The 2,644-nt window shown below is 45.3% G+C and carries 1 protein-coding gene; it reads left to right on the plus strand.

Annotated features, from left to right (window positions below; translation table 11 throughout):
- Positions 1 to 2,438, plus strand: a 2,438-nt coding sequence (locus tag RMY64_RS31245; protein ID WP_322702068.1) for a hybrid sensor histidine kinase/response regulator, incomplete at its 5' end; no start/stop codon positions are given.
- Positions 2,439 to 2,644 lie beyond the last annotated feature (206 nt).

Consider the following 2,644-nt stretch of genomic DNA (forward strand, 5'->3'; position numbering starts at 1 on the left):
CAGAGAATACTGTGGATGAACTATCAGAAACTATTAGTTTTGAGGAAAATTCAGATTCAGCCCAGACAAGCCCAGAACTTTTAGAGACTGAGGAAAATAATAATTTAGAAACTACCTTTGATACAAGAGAAAACACAGTTGTTGAAAATAATTTATTGTTTACAGAAACCACTGAAATAGTTGCTCAAGAAGATGAATTTGCAGACTTGGCAGCATTATTAGGAGAGGACGTAGCACCCATCCCTAAAGTTAAGAAGATACCAGAAGTAGATTTTGCTGCCTTGGAAGACTTGCTAAGTACAGATAACAACAACGATGTCTACGACGGTCTACGCCAACGCCAGCCCTTCAACACTCAACCAGTCTCAGCTAAAAATGCTACTCCATCACCAGCCATAAAAGATGAATTTGGTGACTTAGAGAAATTGCTGGCAGAAGCGAATCAAACAATATCCCATTCTACTGTAGTAAAATCGAACACCAGCCAAGCTACCCGTCCCTCTAGTCGTCGGGCTGCGAGATTTGAAGAAACGATGAAGGTTCCAGTTAAGCAACTGGACGATATGAGTAATTTAGTTGGGGAGTTGGTGGTAAACCGCAATACTTTAGAGCAGGATCATGAACGACTGCGACAGTCATTAGATAACTTGCTAATTCAGGTACAACAACTCTCAGATGTAGGCGCAAGGATGCAGGAGTTGTACGAGCGATCGCTACTGGAAGCTTCTCTATTAGCTGGACGTAAAAAGAAAGACCCTGGGTTACAAACGTCTGATTCCAATGCCGACAGGGGTTTTAGCGAACTAGAAATGGATCGTTTTACTCCCTTTCACACACTCTCACAGCAGATGATTGAGCGCATTGTACGAGTACGTGAGTCGGCTAGTGACATTGATTTTGTTACCGAAGAAACCGAGCGCGTAGCAAGGCAGTTCCGCCAAGTAACCACCCAGTTACAAGAGGGATTAACGAGAGCGCGAATGGTGCCTTTTGCTCAAACTATCGATCGCTGGCGGCGAGGAGTGCGCGACAACGCCATCAAGTGTGGCAAACAAGTAGAGTTGGTGATCGAAGGTGGCGATACCTTAATTGACAAGATGATTTTGGATCATCTGACCGATCCGTTGACTCACATGCTGAATAATGCGATCGCTCACGGTATTGAAACGCCAGAAGAAAGGCAAACTGCTGGTAAACCACCTGCGGGAATCATTACTATCCGTGCCTTCCACCAAGGGAACCAAACGATCATTTCTGTCGGCGATGATGGTGCAGGCATCGATTCGGCAAAGGTTAAGGCTAAGGCTGTGAAGATTGGTATGATTACAGAAGCGCAGGCAAAAGCGATGTCTCGTTTGGAAGTCTACGATCTGCTGTTCCAGTCTGGTTTTACGATTAAAGACCAAGCCGATGAAATTTCTGGTCGTGGTGTGGGTATGGACGTGGTGCGCTCCGAAATTAGCGAAATTCGGGGAACAGTTAACACCGATTCTGCGATCGGCAAAGGAACCACCTTCACCATTCGTTTACCACTGACTCTAAGTATTTGTAAAGCTCTCTGCTGCGTCTCCGATCGATCTAGAATCGCCTTCCCAATGGATGGTGTAGAAGATACGCTAGATATTCCAGTCAAAAATATTCAGCATGATGCCAATGGGCAATCATTTATTTCCTGGCGCGATACGGTGCTACCATTCCGACCCCTGAAGGAACTTTTAACCTTCAATCGCCAAATCAGTCGCGGTAATGTCTATGGCGGCACCAGAGATGATGATATGGTTTCTGTGGTTGTGGTGCGATCGGCAAATACCCTGATTGCTCTACAGATTGACCTGGTGTTAAGCGAACAAGAAATTGTAATTAAGCAATTTGAAGGCCCAGCACCTAAACCCATTGGTGTAGCTGGTGCTACAGTCCTGGGTGATGGTCGGATTATGCCGATTGCTGACGTACTGGAAATAATTGACATCTTCCAGGGACGGATTTCTACACAAGCTGGTGGCAATTCTTGGCAACAAAAACTGACTCCTCCAGATACCTCTCCTGCGAAGATTGACCCAACAGTGCTGATTGTCGATGACTCAATTACAGTTCGAGAATTGCTATCCCTGACATTTAACAAAGCAGGTTATCGCGTAGAACAGGCACGTGACGGTCAGGAAGCTTGGGATAAACTCCGCTCTGGTCTGCCTTGCGATATCGTATTTTGCGATATCGAAATGCCCCGTTGCGACGGTCTGGAATTACTCTCTCGCATCCAGAAAGACTCTAACCTCAACCACTTACCGATCGCAATGCTCACCTCGCGCGGTGCAGACAAGCACAGACAAATTGCCGCTCAACTCGGTGCTAGTGGCTACTTTACCAAGCCCTATCTCGAAGAAGCTCTACTTGAAGCCGCAGCGCGAATGCTCAAAGGAGAGAAACTCGTTAACTAAATCAACCAAAAGACTTCGATTTTAGGGAAAACTCTACACGCTTCTACCTCGATTAATACTATTTTTTAATAGTACAATTGTTCTATAAGCAAAAATAGCACGTTTTGCCCCGTCAGAAGCCGGGGCTTTCTTTTTGAGAACAATTAAAGTGTATAGGACTTACGCATTGACAAGGTTGCCAAGAAGTGAATTCAGGGAAAACAAGG

The sequence above is a fragment of the Nostoc sp. DedQUE08 genome (assembly GCF_034530895.1).
GTDB lineage: Bacteria > Cyanobacteriota > Cyanobacteriia > Cyanobacteriales > Nostocaceae > Nostoc.